Annotated in this window: 2 protein-coding genes; both read right to left on the bottom strand. The window is 39.1% G+C overall.

Annotated features, from left to right (window positions below):
* Window positions 1-273: 273 nt before the first annotated feature.
* Window positions 274-1,203, bottom strand: coding sequence for an OmpA family protein (locus tag ACK1U4_RS11970; RefSeq protein ID WP_419401977.1), 930 nt, complete (start codon window positions 1,201-1,203; stop codon window positions 274-276).
* Between the two features lie 503 nt (window positions 1,204-1,706).
* On the bottom strand, window positions 1,707-5,071 hold a 3,365-nt coding region (locus ACK1U4_RS11965; RefSeq protein WP_419401976.1), incomplete at its 5' end, for a VWA domain-containing protein.

The raw sequence follows: 5,071 nt of genomic DNA, 5'->3' as shown, positions 1-5,071 counted from the left end.
GTCCGTCATTGGTGACAACTTGTAGTTCTTTAACAATTTTGTCAGTGGTATAGGCTTTAATGTTTACAGTTTTCATAGGTTATCCTATTTAATATTTTTTAATTTTAAGAAAAAATTAATAAAAATAACTATATTTGTTTATTTGTTCGTAATGAGTTTGTTTTAGATATCGTTAAAAATAATTTATAAGTTAGATTATAAAATAATGGTTTTTTAGACTTCATCGACTCACTACGAACGTTGTTATTGATAATAATAATTTACTATCTAGTTTTAGTTGGCTTGAAACACAGCAACGACACGGCGATTTTGTTGACGACCTTCGGCAGTGGCATTGGTAGCCACAGGACGTGATTCGCCATAACCGACTGAGTTAAGTCGACTTGCATCGACACCATAAGTGTTGATTAAGATTTTTTTGACGGCATCCACACGGCGTTGTGATAATGCAACATTGTATGCGTCACTGGCATTACTGTCCGTATGACCTTCAATGGTGGCGGTTACTTCAGGATGACGTGCCATAAAGTCGGCAACACGCTTGACTTCATCATAGTAGTGTTGTTTGACGATTGCTTTATCGTTGTCAAATAGGACTTTAAGTTCGATGGTTTCGTAAGCCGGTTCAACAATCACAGGTGGTGGTGCTGTAATAGGTGCTGGTGCTGGCTGACAGTTGGGTACAACACGAGTAATTTGGTGCGTTTGGTACTTCATGGTTTTGAGACTTTCTAAGGCACTCTCTTTGGTAATGTGTTTGATGGTTGTTACACCGTTCTCATCTACGTCAACATCAAAGAAATAGGTGGTGTTAGGCTCTAAATTAAAGGTCAAGGCATTTTTTAGCAGGTCGTTGTTTTTGTTTCCTGTGATTTCGCCACTGATTTGGTTGATACCTACGCATGAGTATACTTGGCTGTAGTTACCTGGTTGTAGGCTAACTTGGAAACGGTCATTGATGGCAACGTTGGCACTGGTTTGAAGGGTGTCTTTGTCCGCTCTACGTAAGAAAAATACGCTGGCAGAATTATTTGGGATGTCTTTTTTTACAAGGTCTTCGGCATTGATGTTTTCAACTTTATGCCATTTGACTTGGTTTACGGCTTTTACATTTGCTTCATCAACAATACGGGCCGCTTGTGCCGTATTAATGGCAAACACCCCTGCAATTAATGCAAGGCTTAGGTGTTTAAGTTGAAACATAATATACTCCTAGGTTTAAAAAAGTCTAAGCTGATAAATATTACTAAATAAAATTTTGAATCTTTCAAAAGCTAACCACATACACATAAAATTATAATGGTTATAGGGTGCATCTGATGATGAATAATAGATAAAACTCAAGCATTCTCGGATAATGGGCAAGTGATGCCTAGAATATTGGCTGATAAAGCCCACTATTCATCTCATCCAAGATTATTCTACATTACAAATGTAAGTTTATTTTGTATTATTCATACACTTTTTGTAAAAACTTGTTAATAAATTACAAAATTTTACAATATTCGGTTGTTTGATATTATTTAATAAAAATACATTATATTTTTAAATAAAAAATATAATGTATTTTAAGTGATGTTTAAATTAGCAAGCAATATTTGTGCCATGTTTATTCAGTCAAACTAGTTGAATCAAGCAAGCCTGTAGCAAAAAACCCACCGCATTGACGGTGGGTTTTGGTGTTGTCGGAGAGTTAAATTGGTGAGTTAGATGATTTTAGTAATATCGGTATCAATATAGAGCGTTGTGCCATTGGTGGCTGTATACATATTATACCCTATTTCATTGCTACTAGCAGATTTGGTATAACCAGAACCTGTCAAAGTAAATGTATCTACACTATCACCATCAATAAATAGTTTCTTGGTATCAGCCATATTTAGCACACTTGATGCAGTAATCTGTAGCGTTTGCGCAACACCATCAACCATACTAATTTTCTCAATACCTGTTATTTTATTAGTAGGTACTGCTGATAGGTTAATCAAGCCGGTCTGACCTAGCATTGATAAGGTATCAGTACCTGCACCACCTGCTACCGAGGTATCGGTCGCATCATAGACTAGGATATCATTACCATTACCTCCATTGAGCGTGTCAGCACCACTATTACCGATAAGGGTATCATCACCTTCGCCACCATTCAAGATATCTGCTTGGTTGTTACTACCAATCAAGGTGTCGTTACCAATCGTACCTGTAATGGTCGTGCCAGTGACTTGGGTGATATTGACTGTGGCACTGTCCGTCTTATCAGACTGCGTAATGCTGTAGTCAAAGCTTCCTGTGGTGTTAGTCGTATTGGCTAACGCTGTATCATTAATACCTACCCATAAATTATAGCTACCTGTTGTACTACCACCATAGGCATTAACTTTAATGAAGTAATCACCTGTTGCAGTTGCCGTATAAGTCAAGAATGAGTCTTGTGTTGCAGCCGAACCTGCATCAGTTACTGTATTATCATCATTATTAATGACTGATACTTTACTTTCATTATATACAGTCAATTCTGTATCTAGACCATTTGTCGTTCCATCAATATCCAAGGTTAATATCTCACCTTTGTTTAAATGGATTCTGATATAGTCAACATCTGCTGTATCACTAATAGCTCCTGTAAACTTAGCTACTTTTGTACCTACTGGTGCAGTCTTGTCTGTAGTCGTACCAAAGAAATTACGATACTCCATATTTGTTGCTGTGGCAAAGGTATTATCAGTATTAATAGTTGAAGCATCTTTAGCAATTTCAGTAATTGTCTTCGCAATAGTGCCAAGGTCGCTGACATATTTACCAAAGGTAAAGCTCAATGGTTCAGAGGTGGCTGATGCCAATGTACCATTGACTGGGTTGGTCGCTCCGTTGAATACTAACCCGCCATCACCCACATCATTGGCAAGCAAGTCAGACCGCTTGATGGTAATAGTCGAGCCTGTTTGGTTGGTAATGATATTGTCATTAGTCGCTTCAAAACGGTACACATCTAACGTCGTATTACCCGATAAGGTATCACCATCTCTATCAATCGTTGAGAAAGCAATCTGCTCTTGGTAGTCTGAGAGAATTACTTTAGACGCTTGATAGGTATAAGTCGCAGTACTAAAGTTGACATACAGATGCCCTTGTTTTGCTGTAAGGATATCCAAGGTGTTGGTCGTCTGAGTATACGCTGGGGTCGAATTATTGCTTGCGGTGACTGTATTAGTCAATTTATTGTAAGTATAAGTCACACCATCGATAGTAATAGTTTGAATAATACCACCATCAGCACCCAGTCCGCCTGTTGCGATAGTACCATTCACAGAGCTTAACAAACCACCATTCGATATACCCACGTTAATACCATTCAGTAATTCTTCTTTAAGCTTTGATGGATTAACTACTTTACCATTGGCGTTGGTCGCTGTCTCACCATTGTAGGCGATTGGGTCAATATATTGTGTACCAACTGTGGTATTTGGGTCAATATTAACAGCAGTCGAGTCAATCTTTTTACGAGCTAAGAAATCAGTCCAGATTTTTTCTTCAGCAGGACTTAAAGCGTCATTGGTAGTAGTGGTACTACCTGTACCAGCTAATTCACCAGTCAAAGTTGTTTCATCTCCCATATTATAAGTTGGTGAACCATCAGTAATAAATACACTTCTATTGATACCTGTGGCAATCTTACCAGGGTCATCAAATGCGCTCATAGCAACACTTAACGCATCTTCATAGTTAGTGCCACCTGTCGCTTCCAAAGCATTAATCAACTGTTTGGCTTCGGTCACCGTCACCCACTCAGAGCCTAATGCTCTGGCAGCTGTTGAGAAAGTCACGATACGGACTTTGACATCACCAAATGATTCATATTGGTTAATCGCTTGAGTCAATGCGTCTTGCATCCACGCTAAACGAGTTTTAGTAATGCCTGTAGCATCGGTAACAGTACTTGTCATACTACCTGATATGTCCAATACTAGCATTAAGTTGACATCAATCGGTGGTACTGCTGTTTCTTTGCTAGTAGCTGAGAGTAATGGTGAGTCATCCTCTACCACCACTACTGTGGTGGCTGTGGTTGCTACTTGGGTTTTACTATCAGTAACACTGACATTAAAGTTAATTGACATATTATCTTCGCCACTCGGACTAGAATGATCAATTGCTCTAAGAAGCTCAGCGGTATAACTAAAGTCAACACCTGTTGCTGTGGCAGTACCTGTTTTATTTAGGGTGATTTTCAAGGCAGGGTTCGTGCCACTGGCATCTGTACCTGCTAACCAAACCGTATTACCATTACTATCAACAGACTTACTCCACTGTAACTGCACACCACCAGACTTAAATGTAGTGCCTGAATCAATGTTAAGGGCAAGACTAGACAGCCAAGTACTATCGGTTCCGTCAACACCTGTCACATGAATCACGCCATCAATTTTGGTGGAATTTGTGATATCCCAATCAATATTGCCTAGAGTAGTTGCTGTTACTGAGCCAGTATTTGTACCTTTCAAAGCAGAGATTGTATCTGGATTACCACCTGTTAAACCTTCTTCAGACACATGAGCAGGTGGATCAAGACTAATACTCAATTTATCATTGTCGTTAATTGTACCATTAGCAGTTTGCTTATCAATGGTTGCATTGGTCGGTTTAGAAATATCCAGTTTTAGTGTTTCAGTATGCTCATAAATAGCATCATTATTGACATTAAAGGTAAATACCGCACCTGTCTGTTTGCCTGCTGGAATGGTAATCGTCACGCCATTAGTAAAGAAGCCTGCCACATCTGTAATAGTCTGTGTCGCACCGCTAGCATCAACATAAGTGATAGAGGTAATGTCTACTGCCTTAACTGTATCAAGAACTGTCAAATCAGGTTTGACTAATACTGTAGTATTTTTGGTACTAACAATGTCCTGAGAAACCGTATAATTTAACTTGGTAATACTACCACCTTCCGTTGCGATGTTGGTCGTTGGTGCGGTGATGCTGACTTTAGGTGGGTATGGATAGGTCACAGTCACTGTGGCTTCGTTAGAGACTAAGCCTTGGTTGTCTTTCACCGTGTAGTTGATTGGCGTTG

Source organism: Moraxella sp. TY6 (genome assembly GCF_048551375.1).
Lineage (GTDB): Bacteria > Pseudomonadota > Gammaproteobacteria > Pseudomonadales > Moraxellaceae > Faucicola.
The sequence above is the reverse complement of the archived record's forward strand: the minus strand, read 5'-3'. Positions and strand labels throughout refer to the sequence as shown.